General features: G+C 39.4%; 17 protein-coding genes. 3 read left to right on the top strand and 14 right to left on the bottom strand.

Translation table 11 applies throughout. The features are described 5' to 3' along the window. Positions 1-234 precede the first annotated feature (234 nt). The gene (locus QZ574_RS14685; protein ID WP_297090838.1) at positions 235-786 is read left to right on the top strand and encodes a DUF1697 domain-containing protein; all 552 of its coding nucleotides are present in this window, start codon (positions 235-237) and stop codon (positions 784-786) included. Between the two features lie 13 nt (positions 787-799). Here the strand turns inward: QZ574_RS14685 and QZ574_RS14680 are convergent, their stop codons facing one another. The 8 genes from QZ574_RS14680 to QZ574_RS14645 form a co-directional block, all read right to left on the bottom strand. Beyond that, the gene (locus QZ574_RS14680) at positions 800-1768 is read right to left on the bottom strand and encodes a CHAD domain-containing protein (protein WP_297090836.1); all 969 of its coding nucleotides are present in this window, start codon (positions 1766-1768) and stop codon (positions 800-802) included. A 121-nt stretch (positions 1769-1889) separates the two neighbouring features. After that, the gene (locus QZ574_RS14675) at positions 1890-3008 is read right to left on the bottom strand and encodes an ABC transporter permease (RefSeq protein WP_297090834.1); all 1119 of its coding nucleotides are present in this window, start codon (positions 3006-3008) and stop codon (positions 1890-1892) included. Positions 3009-3061: 53 nt separating this feature from the next. Then, positions 3062-4168, bottom strand: a complete 1107-nt coding sequence (locus QZ574_RS14670) for an ABC transporter permease (RefSeq protein WP_297090832.1) — start codon at positions 4166-4168, stop codon at positions 3062-3064. Between the two features lie 43 nt (positions 4169-4211). After that, positions 4212-4931 carry an ABC transporter ATP-binding protein gene (locus QZ574_RS14665; RefSeq protein ID WP_297090830.1) on the bottom strand — a complete coding sequence of 240 codons (720 nt, stop codon included), beginning with the start codon at positions 4929-4931 and terminating at the stop codon, positions 4212-4214. A 13-nt stretch (positions 4932-4944) separates the two neighbouring features. After that, positions 4945-5853 carry an ABC transporter ATP-binding protein gene (locus QZ574_RS14660; protein ID WP_297090828.1) on the bottom strand — a complete coding sequence of 303 codons (909 nt, stop codon included), beginning with the start codon at positions 5851-5853 and terminating at the stop codon, positions 4945-4947. Positions 5854-5865: 12 nt separating this feature from the next. After that, the gene (locus QZ574_RS14655; protein WP_297090825.1) at positions 5866-6747 is read right to left on the bottom strand and encodes an HlyD family efflux transporter periplasmic adaptor subunit; all 882 of its coding nucleotides are present in this window, start codon (positions 6745-6747) and stop codon (positions 5866-5868) included. 13 nt (positions 6748-6760) lie between these two features. Then, entirely contained in the window at positions 6761-8038 is a 1278-nt protein-coding gene (locus tag QZ574_RS14650) for a TolC family protein (protein ID WP_297090822.1), read from the bottom strand. 57 nt (positions 8039-8095) lie between these two features. After that, positions 8096-8719 carry a TetR/AcrR family transcriptional regulator gene (locus QZ574_RS14645; RefSeq protein WP_297090820.1) on the bottom strand — a complete coding sequence of 208 codons (624 nt, stop codon included), beginning with the start codon at positions 8717-8719 and terminating at the stop codon, positions 8096-8098. Between the two features lie 159 nt (positions 8720-8878). Here QZ574_RS14645 and QZ574_RS14640 point away from each other — a divergent pair, with 159 nt between their 5' ends. Continuing rightward, a complete protein-coding gene (locus QZ574_RS14640) occupies positions 8879-9697 on the top strand; it encodes a DUF1080 domain-containing protein (protein WP_297090819.1) in 819 nt (272 codons plus the stop codon). Between the two features lie 43 nt (positions 9698-9740). On the opposite strand, the gene QZ574_RS14635 is transcribed toward QZ574_RS14640, so the two are convergent. Next, entirely contained in the window at positions 9741-10670 is a 930-nt protein-coding gene (locus QZ574_RS14635; protein ID WP_297090817.1) for a DMT family transporter, read from the bottom strand. Positions 10671-10913: 243 nt separating this feature from the next. Here QZ574_RS14635 and QZ574_RS14630 point away from each other — a divergent pair, with 243 nt between their 5' ends. Further along, positions 10914-11378 carry a MaoC family dehydratase gene (locus QZ574_RS14630; RefSeq protein ID WP_297090816.1) on the top strand — a complete coding sequence of 155 codons (465 nt, stop codon included), beginning with the start codon at positions 10914-10916 and terminating at the stop codon, positions 11376-11378. Positions 11379-11405: 27 nt separating this feature from the next. Here the strand turns inward: QZ574_RS14630 and QZ574_RS14625 are convergent, their stop codons facing one another. The 5 genes from QZ574_RS14625 to QZ574_RS14605 form a co-directional block, all read right to left on the bottom strand. Then, the gene (locus QZ574_RS14625) at positions 11406-11891 is read right to left on the bottom strand and encodes a low molecular weight protein-tyrosine-phosphatase (RefSeq protein WP_297090815.1); all 486 of its coding nucleotides are present in this window, start codon (positions 11889-11891) and stop codon (positions 11406-11408) included. 102 nt (positions 11892-11993) lie between these two features. Next, complete coding sequence (locus QZ574_RS14620) at positions 11994-12743, bottom strand: shikimate dehydrogenase (protein ID WP_297090813.1); 750 nt, start codon at positions 12741-12743, stop codon at positions 11994-11996. Between the two features lie 135 nt (positions 12744-12878). Further along, positions 12879-13814 (bottom strand): DUF368 domain-containing protein, encoded by a 936-nt coding sequence (locus tag QZ574_RS14615; protein ID WP_297090811.1) that lies wholly within the window; start codon positions 13812-13814, stop codon positions 12879-12881. A gap of 139 nt (positions 13815-13953) precedes the next feature. Then, on the bottom strand, positions 13954-15366 hold the full coding sequence (locus QZ574_RS14610) for a tetratricopeptide repeat protein (protein WP_297090809.1): 1413 nt from the start codon (positions 15364-15366) through the stop codon (positions 13954-13956). A 54-nt stretch (positions 15367-15420) separates the two neighbouring features. Further along, positions 15421-16941, bottom strand: coding sequence for a DUF4301 family protein (locus QZ574_RS14605; protein ID WP_297090807.1), 1521 nt, complete (start codon positions 16939-16941; stop codon positions 15421-15423). Between the last annotated feature and the right edge of the window lie 76 nt (positions 16942-17017).

Here is a 17017-nt window from a genome sequence, read left to right as displayed (position 1 = left end):
AAAACTCATAATAATTAAAAAATTTAAGTGGGATTTAGCGTGGCTAAATCAATATCAAAAAAATAGTGAGGAAGGGACAGTGCACCGCCTTTGGGGTTTAAATAGCTCAGGGGCGGTTTTTTTTGTGGTTGACTTTTGTCGTTTTGCTGTTCGTATAATTCCCACTATTAAACTTTTATAAAACCTTGTTTTAATTAAGCTGTTGTTTCTTCTATCAACCCAATGTTTTGGCCGATGAAAAAATATATAGCCTTGTTGCGTGGCATAAATGTAAGCGGAAAAAATAGTATAAAAATGGCACAACTTCGGGCTATGTTTGGAGCGGCCGGTTTTAAAAGCGTAAAAACATACATTCAAAGTGGTAATGTTTTATTCTTTTCAGAAAATGACAACCCTGGTGAACTGGAAGTTTTAATTGAAAAGCAAATTGAGAAAGATTTTGGATTTTGTGTGCCTGTAATGGTTTTTGCTCTTGACGATTTTCAGAAAACGGTGCAGGATAATCCTTTTCTTTCAAATGAAACTCTGGATAACTCATACCTTCATATCACTTTTTTAGATGCTGGTTTTAAAAGTCAGCAGGAGACGAAACTGAGCTTGCAAATGCAAAATGGTGAGCGGTACTTTTTAAGCGAAAAGGCGATTTATATCTATTGCCCGAACGGCTACGGGAAAACAAAACTTACGAACAATTATATTGAAAAGGTATTTAAAACGCGGGCTACCACACGTAATTTAAAAACGGTTTTAAAACTTTTGGAAATGAGTGCTGAAAATACAGCATAGTAAAGAATTGTTATTAGTATGTGCAATTGCAGGAACCGTCTGCGTTTTTTCTGTTTTTAATAGTTTTTTTACTCATTACCGAATTTTCCCAGGAATTAAAAATGCGCATGGCAAAAGCATCGCTGCTTTCGGTAAAGCATTGTTCGCCAAGGCTATGGATGTGTTTCTTTAACTGCCAGCGACGCTTGTAAACAAAACGTAATAAATAACTTTGTTGTGTTTTGGCCGAGCAATATATCCTTTTTTCTTTGATGCCGGTATGGAATAAATTTAAGTCGTGCAATTCACCCAATTTACTCGCGAGCCGGCCTAAATCATTTATAAATACTCGGATGGAATTGGGCCAGGCTTTATTTAAAAGCATTAAGTGATACATTAAATATTTAACCTGTTTGCGCCAGTAGTGGTATAGTTCTTCATCGTTTAAAAGTCCGGTAATTTCAAAAGCACTGCGCGCTTGCCGGTAAATATGTTTTAAGCTTTTTAGTATGAATAATTCCGGGTTTCCTGATAAGGATAGTTCATGCATCATTTGTTGCAAACCAAGAATCATTTGCTTAAGATTTTCGGCATTGCCAGACTGATTAAACAAATAGAATGCCTGTTTTCTGGTATCATCGTGTTGGGCTATAATTATCCCCAAATCCTTTTTAACGGCTGTGTCTTTTATTCGGTTTTTAATTTCCTGCAGTAATTCTATTTGCGAAGTATCGTCTCGTAAAACGGCCACTTCTGCCGCCAGGTTTTTATAGTGTGAATTCATAAGCTGATAACTGTCTTCGCCAATTTCGTGTCGCAGTAAACGCAGAATTCCGCGTATTTTTTTTATGTTAGTTCGTAACTCGTGAATATTGTGGTGCTGCTGTGTTTTGGCCGTAATAAACTTCGCAGCATCAAGGTGTAGCTTATCTAAAACCCTGAATATTCCTTCTTCAAAATATTCTTGTTCTTGTATTTCCAAAACAAAATGCTCATTCATCATTATTTCATTTAAACATGGTTGAATGTAATTAAATTAACGTGATCAATTTTAAAAAGTTAACTATTGTTTTTATCCTGAAGAATGGAAAATTTGATTCGTGCAATGTAAACAGATTTTACTGTCAGGCCGTTTTTCGGTAGCGCCAAATGGCCAGGCTTAAAAAGGTAATTCCCAAAAAGGTTAAAGAAATAAGTTCGCGAAGTAACTCGGTGAAGCCTGATCCTTTTAAAACAACCATACGCATTATTCGCATAAAATAGTACAGTGGGTTAAGATGGTCGATAGTTTGTGCCCAGTCAGGCATACTTTCAACCGGCGTAAAAATACCTCCCATCAAAATAAACATCATTAAAAAGAAGAAACTCACAAACATTACCTGTTGCTGGGTATCGGCAAGGGTTGAAATAAACAAGCCTAAACCAAGTATACCAATAAGGTAAATTCCGGCCATAAAAAACAGGGTAAACAGGCTGCCCACAATCGGAAGATCGAAAACCAGCCAGGCAATTGCCAACCCAAAAGCCAGATCGAATAAGCCAATTATCCAAAACGGTACTAGTTTGCCGATAATAAACTGGTATTTTTTTAGTGGCGTTACATTAAGTTGTTCTATGGTGCCAATTTCTTTTTCGCGCACCAGGTTCATTCCCGACATAAACATGCCAATCAGGGTTACCAGAATGGCCAAAATACCCGGAGCCATAAACCACTTGTAATCCAGCTCTGTATTGTACCAATAGTTTTCAGCAATGTTAATTTGTGCAGGTACTTCAAACTCCGGAATTGCTTTCCATTCCGAGATGATCTGTTGATTGTAATCGGCCACAATATTGGCAGCGTAAGTGTATATGAGTTGAGCTGAGTTACTCTCAATGGCATTAACCAGGAGCTGAATGTTTGTGTGGTTGTGGCGAATAAGCTTTCGCTCAAAATCCATCGGAAAAACAAGAACTACATCTGCTTCCCCCGTCAGTAATTTTTGTTCGGCAAGTTTTTCCGACTGTTCCAGCTGAAGCATATTAAAAAATGGAATTCCGTTGAATTTGGCAATCAGTTCTTTTGAATTTTCCGACAGGTCGTGGTCAACTATCACCATATCTATTTTTTTCATGTCGTAAGTGGCAGCAAATACCAAAATCAACATCTGAATAATGGGCACCATAAAAATCATTGGCAGCATGGTGCGGTTCCGAAAGATTTGCCGAAACTCCTTTTGTAGTATGTAGCTTATGGTTTTCATTTAGAAAATTACGCTTGTTCTTTTATTCCCATTCCATTAAAACTGGACTATTTTTACTCCAATCTTATTTTAAATTTCTTTACACTTACGGCTATAAAAAAGAGGGTCATTCCCAGTAGAACTGCCGTTTCTTTCCAAATAAAGAGTATTCCTGTCCCTTTTAGCATAATGGTTCTTACTATTGAGATGAAATACCGTGCCGGCATAATGTGGCTTAAGTATTGCAAAACTACGGGCATATTTTCAATGGGGAAAATGAAGCCCGAAAGCAAGATGGTTGGCAGCATCAATCCAATCATTGAAATAAACATGGCGGTCATTTGGTTTTTTGCGGCGGTAGAAATGAGGATGCCAAGACAAAGCGCCATTAAAATAAACAGTATTGTTTCAAGCATCAATAATAAAAAACTACCGTTAACCGGCACCTTAAAAACAAAATGGCCAATTAGTACAATTATAAAAGCATTTACAATCGACAACAACAGGTAGGGGAGTACTTTGCCAATAATAATCTGACTTGGTTTTAAAGGCGAAACCAATAAAATTTCCATGGTACCCAGCTCTTTTTCGCGGGTAATCGAAATGGAAGTCATCATGGCAGAAATCAGCATCAGAATAAGTGCCATTACTCCCGGAACAAACATATAAGCACTTTTCATTTCTTCGTTAAAATACATGCGCACCTCGGGTGTTATTTGCATGGGCTTTTTTGTTTCACCGAAGCTTTTGGCAATATAGTCGTTAACAATTGCCCGGGTATACGAAATGGCCAGTTTTGCCGTGTTAGGGTCTGATGCGTCGGCAATTAACTGCATTGCAGCCCTGCCTTCTTTGCCCAGGTTGTTACCAAAATTATTCTCGAAAACGATAACTTGCCTTACTTTTCCTTTTTTGAATATGGCATCAATTTCGTTAAGGTTGTCGAGGTTTTTGTCTAAAACAAAATAGCCCGACGAAAGCAGTTTGTTGGTAATTTCCTGCGTAGTTACATCTTTCGACTGGTCGTAAATGGCAATGTGAACATCTTTTATCTCGCTTTTAATAACCGTACCAAAAATTAGCAACTGTGCCACCGGAATGCCAAACAAAATGAGCATGGTTCGCGGATCGCGAAAAATGTGGTAAAATTCTTTTTGTATAAATGATTTCAGTTGTTTCATTTTATTTGCTTATTTAAGGCTGCAAGCGTTTTTTTCTGCGGATTTATCGGGCAATTTTTAAAAATACTTCGTCCATATTGGTGGCGCTGTACTGTTTTTTTAGCCCGGCCGGCGTGTCGAGCGCCACTATCTTTCCGGCATTCATTATGGAAACCCGATCGCAGTATTCTGCTTCGTCCATGTAGTGTGTGGTTACAAAAATGGTAATTCCATTACTGGCCGCTTCATAAATCAAATCCCAGAATTTACGTCGCGTAACCGGGTCAACTCCGCCTGTCGGCTCATCAAGAAAAACGATTTTTGGTTGGTGAAATATGGCAACCGAAAAAGCCAACTTTTGTTTCCAGCCCAAGGGTAAGTCTCCTATCAGTTTATTTTTAACCGCTTCCAGCTCAAGCCGTTTTAAAAGTTGTGCTTCTTTTTCAATTCGTTGTTTTCTTTTAATTCCATAAATACCGGCATATAGTTTTATGTTTTCTGAAATGGTAAGGTCTTCGTACAACGAAAATTTTTGGCTCATGTAGCCGATGTTTTTCTTTATTTTTTCGGTTTCGCTGTAAATATTAAAACCGGCAACTGTAACTTCGCCTGAACTTGGTGCTGAAAGTCCACATAAAATTCGGATTGCAGTGGTTTTACCAGCACCATTTGCTCCGAGGAAACCAAAAATTTCTCCTTGTTTTACATTGAAACTTAATGCATTATTGGCTGTAAAGCTGCCAAACTTTTTGGTTAAGTTTTTTGCCGATATTATGTTTTCCATTCTCATTGCAAGTTTAACTCTGTTGTTCCATTAGGTTCATAAAAACATCTTCAATTCCTGCCGGAATTTCTTCCACCAGCACTTCAGTGTGGCCCTTTTGATGCAAATACCTGTCAATCTCAATGGGTTCAACCTGGTCGTTAACCCCTGTGAAATGCGCATGTTGGCCAAAAGCATAAACCGCTTCTGCGGCTTTAAAAGCACGTAAATCATTTATTAAGCGGTACATATTTTTGGCTCCTACCTGTATTATTTTCCTCGGAAATTTTTCAGTTATCCGTTGGGGCGCATCTACATCAAGGATATTTCCTTTTTGAATTAAAGCAACGCGGTCGCATAAATTGGCTTCATCCATGTACGGTGTAGACACCAGGATTGTAATTCCTTTTTGCTGCAGGTTTTTAAGCATTTCCCAGAATTCTTTTCGCGAAACCGCATCTACGCCGGTTGTTGGTTCGTCGAGCACCAGTATTTTAGGCTTATGGATTAATGCGCACGAAAGGGCAAGTTTTTGTTTCATTCCCCCCGAAAGTTTACCTGCCCGGCGTGTTTTAAAAGGTTCTATTTGGTGGTAAATGTCGCGGATAAGATCGTAGTTTTTCTCGACACTGGTACCAAAAACGGTAGCAAAGAATTTAAGATTTTCTTCAACGCTTAAATCCTGGTACAGCGAAAATCGTCCCGGCATATAACCTACTATCCGCCTTATTTTTTTATAGGCGTCCACCGCATTTATTCCATCAAGGGTTGCCGTGCCCGAGTCGGGTAAAAGCAGGGTCATTAAAATTCGAATCAGGGTTGTTTTCCCGGCACCGTCGGGGCCAATTAAACCAAAAAGTTCGCCTTTGTTTATATGCAGGTTTATGCCTGCCAGCGCCCTGGTGGTTTTATACGACTTGCATATTTCGGAAATCTCGATCATGAAAAACAGCTATTATTGCCAACGCACTTCGCCTGGCATTCCTATTTTTAATGTTCCATCGTTTTTTACAGCTACCTTAACTGCATAAACCAGTTTTACCCGCTCTTCTTTGGTCTGAATAATTTTTGGGGTGAATTCGGCTTCAGGCGAAATCCATGATATGGTGCCGGTTAACGATTGGTTTTCTGTTTCATTCCGGTCGGTATAAACGGTAACTTTCTGTCCAAGTTTAATTTGCGGCAGTTGCGCACCGCTAACATAAACCTTTAGCTCCAGTTGGTTTATATCTGCAATTTTAAATAAGGCCCGGCCGGTTGCTGCCAGTTCACCCCGTTCGGCATAGGTTTCCAAAATCGTTCCTGAAACGGGAGATTTAACGGTACAGCGTTTTAACTGATCAATGAGCGATTGCTCTTGAGCTGCTAACACGGCATACTCTTTTTTGATGAGTAAAAACTGTGTTTTTGTATTCTCAATTTGTTTTTCAATTACACTTATTTGTCCTTGTAAATCATCAAGTTGCTTTTGTGTTGCCGCACCATCGTTAAGCATTTGTTTTATGCGCGCTTCGTTCACCTTTAGGTTTTTCATTTGTTCTTCAAGAACAACAATTTGCGATTGAATTGAACTTCGTTTGCTTATAACAGCCGCCTGCTGTGCTTTAGCCTGCAAATGTTGCAAATGTAGTTGCGTGGTATCAATAAGTACAGCCGGAAATCCTGCTTTTATGATGTCGCCTTTTTTAATGTTTAGCGCTATAATTTTTCCGGTATTTTCGGCAGAAACAATTACCGATTCTGTCTCAAAGTTGCCATAAGCATCGGCCGTTTCGGTGTTTCGTTCACAAGAAAATAGCATAACAGCAATTGAAGTAAGGACGAGTATTTTTTTCATAACAAGTAATAGTTTAATTGATTTCATTGCCGCTTTTTAGCGTTTTTCCGTTAAGCAGCATATATTTTTCGTGGGCCTGATTTAACTGAATTTTGTGCAGTTCGAGCTGTAATTTGGCAATGGTTTCTGTTTGCAGTTCCTGAACATAGTCTGTGGCAGTAATTACATTGTTTTCAAGTTTTGAGGCTGTTGCTTTGGTAATTTCCGTTCTTAAACCAACAAGTTGGCGGTCGTTATTAATTAAAAGTTCCAGCTTGGCTATTTCCTCTTTTTGTTGAATAAGAACAATGCTCATATTTTGTAAAAAGGTTTGTTCCTGGCTTTGGAGCATGTCTTGCTGAAGGCGTAAAACCTGTTGTTGACGGCTGGTTTTTTTCCAGTCGAAAGCATTCCACGATACACCAACTCCCAGGAGATAGTAGCCTTTAAATTCGTCGAGTAGCATATTTAAACCCGGTTTTCCGTAACCTAACTGGCCAAATCCATAGAATTTAGGATTTCGTGTTTTTTGTATTAGTTCGCTTTGGAAACTAAGCTGTTCTCGTTGGTTGGCCAGCAATTGCAACTCGGGGCGAACAAGTCTTGTGTCAGGAGTAAATGTGGGCTGAAAAAGGAATTTCGATTGTTCATTCACCGTTTTGCCGATTAAAACCGCCAGCATTTTACAACTTGCATTGCGGGCTGCCTGAAGCTCAACAATACTTTGTTTTAGATTAATTTCCTCCGCTTTAAGCACCAATGCTGCAGCTGGCTCGGTAACACCATTGCGAATTCCTGACTGTACGAGTTCCAGTTTTTTAGCAATCACTTTTAACTGGGCTAGTATCACTTGTTTCTGTTGGTCTACAAGCAGTGTAGTAAAAAAGGCGCGCAACACCTGGTCGTTTAACTGATAGAGTTCAAGCTCTAGCTGGCATAGATTACTTTTTAAAATGGCTTGCTCCAGTGTTTTGCTGGCTTTGGTAACTCCCCCGTCCCAAATTGATTGTTGCAGCTCGGCATAAGTGCTGTACCTGTCTTTTGAGGCGGTTGGAATAGACATGCCCGGTATCGATACCGAAATTTCAGTAACATCCGACTGGTAGCTGATCTGTCCGTTTAAGGTGAGTTGTGGCAACAAATTAGTTTCCTTATTTTGAATGGAAAGTGCGCTAATCTCTTTCCATAATTGGGTGTGTTTAAGGTTTGGGTAATTTTGCCTTGCCCAAACATAACAACTATCAAGGTGAATGTTGGTTTGGGCAACAGCCAGTTGCACCGGAAGAATTAGAAGTAACAGAATCTTTTTCATTGGCTTGTGTTTATTTCGTTACACGATTCAGCAGTTTTACGCCTCTTTTTTTGTGTTTTAACTACTCTTTTTTACCAGAATAGAATTTAAGATGAATTCTTTTACGCTGGTTTTACGTTGTTCAATAAAAGCATCGTAATCTTTTTGCTTGTTTTCAAAAAACATTACCGACATTAATGGCTTTGCGGCAATAGGGAAAATGCTTAAACTAAGTATGTTAATTAGTACTTCGCGCGGGTCCATTTTTCGAATGTTTCCCTTCTCCATTTCTTGCTCCAACATGTTAAAAACCTCTGTAGGATTTATGCCATTACTTTTTATAACCTTGGCCAGAAAGGCTGCATCGCGGTTAATTTCTTTTAAAATAAATGTGGGGAGAAATGGATTTTTGCTGAGGAGGTCGATGTAGTTTTCGATAAATAGGCCAAGTTTGTCTTCAATTGGGCGGTTAGAGCGTACCATTTGCATGATGTTGGGTAATATTTTACCAAAAACTTTCTTAAAAATAGCGTTGAATAACAGCTGCTTCGATCGAAAATAGTAGTGCAGCAGCGCTTTGTTTATCCCTGCCTCATTGGCTATTTCCTGCATGCGTGCCCCATCCATGCCTTTCTGAATGAATACTGTTTGGGCCGCTTTCAGAATTTTCTCTTCTGTATTGTCTTTTTTTGTTTCACTCATAAAATTAACCAAAAAGTTTAACCATATGGTCAAAATTAAAAAGTGTTGATTAAAAAAACAAGCTTTTAGTCAAAAAGTTTAACCAACTGGTTAATTTTTATTTTTTTCATAATAGTTTACCTTTACTCTCATTAACTAAATCAATAAAAATCATCAATAATGATAAGGTACAACAACTATTTATTACAAGTTTTTCTGGTAAGTGTTTTATTTTTAAGCTCTTGCACAAATGCTGATAAAAAACAGCAAAGCTCGGCAAAACCAGGTGAAAACTGGATTCAGTTATTTAATGGAAAAGATTTAAACGACTGGCAAGTAAAGTTTAAAGGTGAAGTTTTAGGAGAGAATTATAAAAATACATTTCGGGTTGAGGATGGAATATTGCGCGTGTCGTACGAAAACTGGGACGAGTGGAATGGCAAGTTCGGGCACTTGTTTTACAAGGACACTTTTTCGCACTACAGGCTTCGGGTTGTTTACCGCTTTGTTGGCGCACAGGTAAAGGGTGGTCCGGGCTGGGCTTTTCGGAATAATGGTTTAATGATTCACGGGCAAAGTGCCGAATCGATGGAGTTGGACCAGGATTTTCCGACTTCAATTGAGGTACAGCTATTAGGCGGAATTTCGGGTAAAGGCGAACGCTCAACAATGAACTTATGTACTCCGGGAACTAATGTAATAATGAATGGTGAGTTGATTGAACAGCACTGCATTAATTCTAAATCTGATACTCAGCTTGATGACGAGTGGGTGATTGTTGAAGTTGAAGTGCGTGGTGACAAAATAATCCGCCACTTTGTAGATGGTAAAGAAGTAATGTACTACGAGCAACCACAGCTCGACCCGCGAGACCAGTACTACGAAAAACTGTTACCGGCTGATGGCAACAAATTACTTACAAAAGGAACGATTTCTATTCAGGCCGAAAGCCACAATACCGATTTTAAGACCATTGAACTGCTGGTACTGGAAGAATAAGAAACAACGATTTTTGAAAGACCGGATAACTGATAAGAAACAGTTATTCGGTTTTTTTTGTTTGTTGTTTTTGCTGATCCCTTCGGTTGGCATAGTTAAGGCTTATTAACGACAAGGCAATTACCAGCATACCTAAAACTGAAATTAGGTCGGGTTTTTCGTTGCTTAACAAAAGCCAGCTAAGGGCTGCACCCAACACCGGGATTAAAAACTTCCAAACATTTAATATTGAAACCTTAACGCCGGGGCGTTTTAACAATGAATACCAGATGGTAATAGCAGCAGCAGACAAAAAGCTTAACCATGCCAGAGCATACCAATATTCTGCCGGGAAAGGCCCCAGATGAATTCCCTCGAGTGGGACCGATACCACCGAAAGCATAAGACCTCCGATAATTAAGGAGGTGGAGCTTAAAACCACCGGCGAAATACCCGAAGTGTTTTTGGCAATCAGCACATTTGAATAGCCTGAAACAATATTATTAATCAGTAGAAGGCAAATCCCCAGCCATTCCAGTTCGCCTTGCATTTCAACACTTGTGCGCCCAAGCGAAATAATGGCAATTCCCACCACACCAATTAAAATACTCAGTGTTTTTCGCAATGTCATTCGGTCGTTATGAAATGAAAAGTGTGCAACCATGGCAATAAAAAGTGGTTGAGAGCCAATAATCATTGCCGAAAGCGAACTTGGAAGTAGGTTTATGCCACTGTAAAAAAGGGCATATTGCGCAAAAATTTGAATTAGAGATAGTAGCAGAATAAACTTTAAATTTTGTTTTAGCTGCAGGAGATACTGCCTGGGTTTACCGAAATACAAAAAGATGAGTACTCCGGAAATAAAAAAACGGATACCTGCAAACTGAAACGGAGTATGGTGCTCTAAGCCAATTTTAACCCCAACAAAGGCAGTAGACCAAAGCCAGCAGGCAATAATGGCTAAAAAGGTGGTGGTACGTAAAATATTCTTCATGCTAGAAATTGAAGTGCAAAGGTTACGAATTTCTGTGAAATGCAGACCGTTAGGTCGCGAAATTATGCTTAATCTTTGCAGTGAATTTTTATACAAATGGTTTAAAAAATTGAACATAAAGGATTAAAATTCAGTGTGGCATTGTAAAAGCTTTCTAAAATATGAATATTCGGCTTGCTGATTGCATTTATACTTCCCTAAAAAGGCTTAACTTGGCGCATCAATTAGCAGAATACACTTTCAATGGAAAAAAGAATTATAAACAACTACGAGGATTTTGAAGCTCTTTTGGGGCAGGTTATCGGGGTTTCTGATTATGTACAGATTACCCAGGAACAAATTGACAAGTTTGCCGATGCAACGCTTGATTATCAGTGGATTCATACCGATCCTGAGCGTGCAGCAAAAGAGTCGCCGTTTAAAACAACCATTGCACATGGTTACCTTTCTTTATCGATGCTAACCTATTTGTGGTACAATGTGGTTGATGTACGCAATGTAAAAATGATTGTGAACTACGGAATTGAAAGTTTACGTTTTCAGCAAGCGGTAAAGGTGAACGATAAAATACGTGCAACCGTATCGTTAAACGACATTAAGAATCTGCGTGGCATCGCTAAAATTCAGGTAAAAATTGTTGTAGATATTGAAGGCGAAAAGAAACCTGCCTACGACTGTTTGGTAAATTTTCTTTACCATTTTGAATAGCCAGAAAAAAGCTGAATAATGATTTTATTATTCAGCTTTTTTCTTTTCAATTGCATTCAGAAACCCCTGACAGGCATCCTCCAGTAAATCAAGCACCAATTCAAAACCCGCTTCTCCTCCGTAATACGGGTCGGGTACTTCATCGTAGCTACTTTCTATGCCAAAATCAGTCATTTTGTGCAGTTTTGCCAGATCGGCTGCACTGCGGGTCATGTTTTTAAGGCTGCTCATATTTTGGTCATCCATTCCAATGATATAGTCAAAATATTCAAAATCGCTTGCCGGATTAAATTTTCTGGAGATGCTTGTTAAATTGTAGTTGCGGCGTATGGCATGGCTTTGCATACGCCGGTCGGCGGGTTCTCCGGCGTGCCAACCCGATGTGCCTGCCGAATCAACCTCAAACTGTTTACTTATACCGGCCTGTTTTATTAAGCCGTTAAAAACAGCTTCGGCACTTGGCGAACGGCAAATATTACCCATACAAACAAAAAGAACTTTTGTTTTATCCATAATTCGTTGTATTTCTGTTTTTACTATCGTAATGAGTCAACGCTGTTTTTTACCTTTTCGTAAAAAAAAGATATTGCGCTTGAGTTGCGTGTTAATAAAAAACTATTCTCCTGACTGCCAGATTTCGTACGACCTTTTTGCCTGGTTCAGTAACATCTCGTAACCGTTTTTTATGGTAGCGCCATTGGCTGCTCCTTTGGCTAAAAATTGGGTTACTTCAGGATTGTAAACCAAGTCAAAAAGCAAGTGCTTCCCGTTAATAAACTCGTAGGGAATATTTGGGAAGGTCTCAACTTTTGGATAGGTGCCCAGCGGAGTGGCGTTTATTATAAGCGATCGTTCGTTCATCATTTGCTCGTCGATATCTTCGTATCGAATTTCATTTTCTTTCAACTCTTCAATAGATGCCGAAATGTATTCGATTCCTAACTTGCCAAGTACATATTTTAAGGCTTTTGACGCACCACCGGTTCCTAAAATCAGTGCTTTTTTATGGTGATCTTTCAGAAAGGGTTTCAACGACGATTCAAAACCAAAAGTATCGGTGTTGTATCCTTTTAAATGAATACTGTTTTCGGTTCGGGTTACCCGGATTGTATTAACAGCTCCAATCTCTTTGGCCGAATCATTCAACTCGTCGAGGTACTGAATAACCTGTTCTTTGTACGGAATTGTTACGTTAAAACCAACTACCTCGGGATTATCTTTCACTACTTGCGGAAATTTCTCAATGCTATCAATCTCAAAATTTTCATAAGTCGCCGCCGTTTTTTCATTTTCAAAACGCTCGGTAAAATAACGTTTCGAGAAAGAGTGGGTGAGTGGGTAGCCTAATAAGCCGTATCGTTTCATGTGCTGATGTTTTAATTGCTAATGTAGAATTTTCAATGTTCAATATCCAAATATCCATGTTTTGTTTGGTTGATGGATGTTCTGAACTGAATATTGGATAATTGATATTTTTCGTTTGTTGTTTACAGAGACTGTTTATTTTTTCAATTTCTTGCCAATTCCTTCTACCACAAAAATTAAGGCAAAACCAGCAAGGGCCAGTATAATTGCTCCCAAAAGCCAGGCCTCGTTTCCCGTTAATTGTTCGTAGGTGCCCGGTAAAATATTTCGTTCAGCAATAGGCTTAAGTTCTCCGTGGCGGTCGATAATGGTTTGCGTAACTTCTTTCCACGGCCAAACCTTGTTTAACGATCCCACCATAAATCCGGCTAAAACAGCAATAGTGGTGTTGTGAAATTTCCTGAGCAGCCACGACAAAACATTGGAGAATGCGATTATTCCAATTGCTGCACCTGCCATAAAGGTTAAAATAACGGCCAGGTTCATGTCGCCAACAGCCGATAAAATAAATTTGTACATGCCTAATAAAACCAGGATAAAGCTTCCGGAAATACCCGGTAAAATCATGGCGCAAATGGCAATTGAGCCAGACAGAAATATAAACCAGTAACTGGTGTTGGCTTCAGCCGGTGTAATTACAGTAATCAGGTAGGCGATAATAATGCCTACCAATCCGCCAATAACCGTATCGGCTTTCCATCGTTTTATAGAGCGTGCCACATAAATGGCCGACGCAACAATTAGTCCGAAAAAAAACGACCACACCAAAATCGGATAGTGGTGAAGCAAATACTCGAGTCCTTTGGCCAGCGAAAATACGCTAATGCCTACTCCTATAAACACACTAATTAAAAAAGAACCATTTATAGCCTGCCAGAATGCGGCCAGTTTAAAACTTAGCAGAAGTTTTATTGCGTGCAGGTTAACCGATTTTATAGAGTTGATAAGCTCTTCGTAAATTCCTGTAATAAAAGCAATTGTGCCTCCTGATACCCCGGGTACCACATCGGCAGCTCCCATGCCCATACCTTTTAGCGCCAGTGTAATATAGTCTTTTGCTGATCTGTTCATCTATGGATTGAATTTGTGTCGTAAAACTTGCGACGTTTTGGGACGCCAAAATACAAAAACAAATTGTAAAACAGCAGTAGATGTTTTTGGCCAGGTAAAGAGTTAATAATGTGTTTGAGAAAAAGCCAACACCATAGGTTTATTTATCACCCCGGCGGAAATCGTCAACCACTTTTTTAAGCTGTTTACTTTTTAAAGCTCTGGGGTAAATATCAAAGAGGTAGTTGATATTTTCAAAGTCTTGTTTCATAGCTGTTCGCAACCACTCGTAGGCTTCTTTTCGTTTTTTGCATTGCAGCAATAGGGCCACAAGCCGATACTTTAACATCGAGTCGTCGTTGTTCTTAATACCTTTTTTAATGATGCGTATGGCATCCGAAATCTGATCGTTTTTTTTCAGGGTTTCGGCCCAGGTTAGCCATATTTCGGTATTTTCCGAATCAACACGTACGCCTTCTTTAAACGCTTTTACCGCATCATCGAGGTGTCCGGCGTCGTTGTTAACTTTCCCAAGGGTAAGCCAGTATTCCGAGTTTTGCTTGTCGAGCCGGGCAGCTTTGCCGATATATTCAATGCTTCTGTCAAATTTTTTCTCAATCCACATAATAAGGCCAATACCAAAGTATGCTGTATCGTTGTCGTTGTTAATGCGTAGGGCTTTTTGGTAATAATGCTCCGCTTTAACCAGGTTGTCGAGGTTTAAATAACACTCGCCCAGGTAACAATGTACATCATCGTTATCGGGTTCAAACTCCAGATATTCCAGGTATTTTTCTATGGCTTCTTCAAAACGAGTGGCATTGGCCAATGCATTTCCGATATTAAATAATGCCATGTGGAAATTTTCGTTTATGGCAAGGGTGTACTCGTAAGCTTCAATGGCTTTGTCGTGCTTGTCGGCTTTATTAAAAACAATTCCCAAATTAAACCAGGCAGTATAATTGTATGGGTCGTTATCAATAAAACGGTTGTAGTATTTAATACTGCTTTTGTAATCGCCAATCTGATCGCAAAAAAATGCCAGATCGTATAAAGCCAGTTCGTGTTTTGGGTTTAATTTTAATGCCTTTTTAAAATAAGAAATGGCTTCACTCATTTCGCCAATTTGTATAAAAGCCGACCCAATGTGGTACATCACATCATCGGCCTCGCCGCCTGCAACTTTAATTGCTTTTTTAAATGCTGCTTGTGCTTCATCCTCTCTACCCATAATTAAGGAAGCCGAGCCCCTTAACAAATGAACATCGGGGTTGGCCGTTTCAACACGTTCGGCAAAGTCGAGATATTTTTGTGCCTGCTGGTATTTTCCTTTACTTAAAAGTATTTGGGCATATTTTAAGTGCAGCGGAACGGCATTAGGGTGAATTTGAATTCCCTGTTTAGCAGCGATTTCTGAGGCCTGCAAGTCGCCCTCTTCCATCAGGTACTCAACAATTCCTTCAAATTCCGATACATCAAAGTATCGCTTCCTTCCCGATACCAACGAGCTTTTAAATCTTCTGAGTGCTTCGCTAATATCTTCTTCCCTAAAACTATCTCTTTCCTCGTTCATTGGCAAAAATGAGTTCGCGAAATTAATAATTCGCCCCAAAACACAAAAACAATCTTACAGATGTTGATCGCGCAATAAGTCGTTAACTGTTTTTACCGGATTAAATGTTTCAATCGGAACTTCAACAAACAGGGTGTTCCAGTTGCTCATTGCACCGTTCCATAAGCCGGGTAACTCCTGTGCTTTCAGTTCTTTTCCGTCTTTCGATTTTTTTGAAATAAAACCGGTAGCCGGATCGGTAAATTGTGTGAGGTCGTATTTTTCGCCTTTGTAATTTTTAACGGCACAAACCAGGTCAACCGGGTTAAAATGTGTAGCGTGTTTTACAATATCTTGCTGTTGCACACTTTCCGGATTAATTTGAGAGCTTTCAACTACCTGTAACGATACAGTCCCGTCGGCATTGGTTGCCCAAAATGGGCCGCCACCGGGTTCACCTTCGTTTTTAACCATTCCGCAAACCCGCAGCGGACGGTTAAATTTCTCTTTCAGGTAGTGGTATAACTCTTCTCGTTCGGTGTAATAATGATTTTTTTCCGGTTTGGTATTTAATGTGTTTTCTAAAAAGTTGGCCGCCTCGGCTAAAAAGCCGCTCTGTAGTGCCGTGTAATGTTTTTCGTTTAAAGCCTGTTGATAATAAAAAAGCTTTTCCTGGTGTTTTAGCAATACGCCTGCAAGTCCTTTTTTATAATCAACAGTGGGTTGTTTTAAGCGGTCGGGCACCACGTTGTCGATATTTTTTATAAAGATGATATCTGCATCAAGGTCATTCAGATTTTCAATAAGTGCGCCGTGACCAGCGGGTCTGAACAACAAACTGCCATCCGCATTTCTGAATGGTTCATTTTTCAGGTCAACTGCAATAGTATCGGTTGATGGTTTTTGTTGGCTGAAACTAATATCAAAACGAATACCTAGTTTTGTTTCGTATTTTTCTTTTATTTCATTCAGCAAATCTTCAAATCCGGGCAAATGTTCGGGCGAAACGGTAAAGTGCAAACTTGCTTTTTGTTCGCTATCAGCAGCATACATGGCTCCTTCAACCAAATGTTCTTCAAAAGGAGTTCGGGCACCATCCGTGTAATTATGAAATTTAAGCAGTCCTTTTGGTTTTGCCCCGTAATTCAGGCCTTTCTCAGTTAACAGAAAATCGATTTTATTTTTTACCGAATCTTCTGTATTGCTCATGGCTTGTTTTAGTTCTTCAGCAAAAGCAAATTTGTTGAGACCGTCAATGTATTCATTAGCGGCTTTGTTCTTCTGAAGCACTTCTTGTTCAGCCGTTGAACTGCAGTCTTCCAATGCTTCAAAAAGCGCTTTGAACATTCGGCTTGCGGCACCCGAAGCCGGCACAAACTTCAGGGCTTTTGTGCCCGATGCTATTTTTGAATCATAACGATCGCATCTTTTCTTTAAATCTTCCGGATTCAGATGAATGATGCCATTGCCAATTGATGCAGCGTCTTCAATATGTAAAAAAGGGAAACCCTTTTTAAAATTTTCAATTTGGTTTTGCACGGTTTCCAGTTTACTGCCGCGCTCCTGAATTTGCTTTTTATCTTTTTCTGAAAACATAGTTGTCTGAATTTTTCTTAAAAATAGAGATTTGGCGTTGTATTTAAAAAGCAATACCTGTTTCATTCGCCGAAAG

The sequence above is a fragment of the uncultured Draconibacterium sp. genome (assembly GCF_913063105.1).
Lineage (GTDB): Bacteria > Bacteroidota > Bacteroidia > Bacteroidales > Prolixibacteraceae > Draconibacterium.
Note: the sequence above shows the minus strand (reverse complement) of the source record. Positions and strands in the feature narration are given on the sequence as shown.

What these genes read in the sequence shown, in the direction of transcription:
- QZ574_RS14660 (WP_297090828.1), bottom strand. Translation starts at nt 5,853, where the DNA reads ATGATCGAGATTTCCGAAATATGCAAGTCGTATAAAACCACCAGGGCG.
- QZ574_RS14640 (WP_297090819.1), top strand. Translation starts at nt 8,879, where the DNA reads ATGATAAGGTACAACAACTATTTATTACAAGTTTTTCTGGTAAGTGTT.
- QZ574_RS14625 (WP_297090815.1), bottom strand. Translation starts at nt 11,891, where the DNA reads ATGGATAAAACAAAAGTTCTTTTTGTTTGTATGGGTAATATTTGCCGT.
- QZ574_RS14605 (WP_297090807.1), bottom strand. Translation starts at nt 16,941, where the DNA reads ATGTTTTCAGAAAAAGATAAAAAGCAAATTCAGGAGCGCGGCAGTAAA.
- QZ574_RS14645 (WP_297090820.1), bottom strand. Translation starts at nt 8,719, where the DNA reads ATGAGTGAAACAAAAAAAGACAATACAGAAGAGAAAATTCTGAAAGCG.
- QZ574_RS14665 (WP_297090830.1), bottom strand. Translation starts at nt 4,931, where the DNA reads ATGGAAAACATAATATCGGCAAAAAACTTAACCAAAAAGTTTGGCAGC.
- QZ574_RS14675 (WP_297090834.1), bottom strand. Translation starts at nt 3,008, where the DNA reads ATGAAAACCATAAGCTACATACTACAAAAGGAGTTTCGGCAAATCTTT.
- QZ574_RS14680 (WP_297090836.1), bottom strand. Translation starts at nt 1,768, where the DNA reads ATGATGAATGAGCATTTTGTTTTGGAAATACAAGAACAAGAATATTTT.
- QZ574_RS14670 (WP_297090832.1), bottom strand. Translation starts at nt 4,168, where the DNA reads ATGAAACAACTGAAATCATTTATACAAAAAGAATTTTACCACATTTTT.
- QZ574_RS14615 (WP_297090811.1), bottom strand. Translation starts at nt 13,814, where the DNA reads ATGAACAGATCAGCAAAAGACTATATTACACTGGCGCTAAAAGGTATG.
- QZ574_RS14650 (WP_297090822.1), bottom strand. Translation starts at nt 8,038, where the DNA reads ATGAAAAAGATTCTGTTACTTCTAATTCTTCCGGTGCAACTGGCTGTT.
- QZ574_RS14685 (WP_297090838.1), top strand. Translation starts at nt 235, where the DNA reads ATGAAAAAATATATAGCCTTGTTGCGTGGCATAAATGTAAGCGGAAAA.
- QZ574_RS14630 (WP_297090816.1), top strand. Translation starts at nt 10,914, where the DNA reads ATGGAAAAAAGAATTATAAACAACTACGAGGATTTTGAAGCTCTTTTG.
- QZ574_RS14620 (WP_297090813.1), bottom strand. Translation starts at nt 12,743, where the DNA reads ATGAAACGATACGGCTTATTAGGCTACCCACTCACCCACTCTTTCTCG.
- QZ574_RS14655 (WP_297090825.1), bottom strand. Translation starts at nt 6,747, where the DNA reads ATGAAAAAAATACTCGTCCTTACTTCAATTGCTGTTATGCTATTTTCT.
- QZ574_RS14610 (WP_297090809.1), bottom strand. Translation starts at nt 15,366, where the DNA reads ATGAACGAGGAAAGAGATAGTTTTAGGGAAGAAGATATTAGCGAAGCA.
- QZ574_RS14635 (WP_297090817.1), bottom strand. Translation starts at nt 10,670, where the DNA reads ATGAAGAATATTTTACGTACCACCACCTTTTTAGCCATTATTGCCTGC.